The 585-nt window shown below is 71.1% G+C and carries 1 protein-coding gene; it reads left to right on the plus strand.

Translation table 11 applies throughout. The annotated features are described in order from the left end of the window. The coding region (locus DBR34_RS19960; RefSeq protein WP_128098075.1) for an autotransporter domain-containing protein at nt 1-585 on the plus strand (585 nt) is incomplete at both ends.

The raw sequence follows: 585 nt of genomic DNA on the forward strand, positions 1-585 counted from the left end.
GATGTATGCCGGCTGGGGTACGGGGCGGGCCTACGCGCTGGGCCAGTTGGGGGCCGGCCAGTTCACTCGGGAAATCGATCGCCAGCTGCTGCTCGGTGCCGGCCAGTACGGGGTCAATGCCCGCTACGGCGGTCAGTTCACTGCGGCGAGCGTGGAAACCGGCTACCGCCTTGGCGACGGTCGCGCCTCGTTGACCCCGTACCTGGGGGCAGACTACGCCCGCGTGGACAGCGACAGCTTCAGCGAACAGGGCGGGCTGGGCTTTGGCCTGCGCACCCAGGGCGGGGTGAGCACGCGCAGCCAGGCACTGGCCGGCGTGCGCGCCGAACGCCAATGGGGCAGCTGGGCGCTGCGCGGCTATGCCGAATGGCAGCAGCTGCTGTCCAGTGATGGGCTGACGCAGGACGCCAGTTTTGTCGGCGTGGATGCGTGGGCGCCGATGGCGGGGCTGCAGCCGGCGCGATCGGGCGGCCTGCTCGGGCTGTCGGTGGAGTCGTGGCTGACCCGCAACACGCGGGTGGCGTTCGGTTACGACCAGCGGTTCGGGCCGCGGGGCGACCTGAGCCAGGTGGCGCTGCGCTATTC

It is taken from the genome of Stenotrophomonas sp. HMWF003, from assembly GCF_003061285.1.
GTDB lineage: Bacteria > Pseudomonadota > Gammaproteobacteria > Xanthomonadales > Xanthomonadaceae > Stenotrophomonas > Stenotrophomonas maltophilia_AP.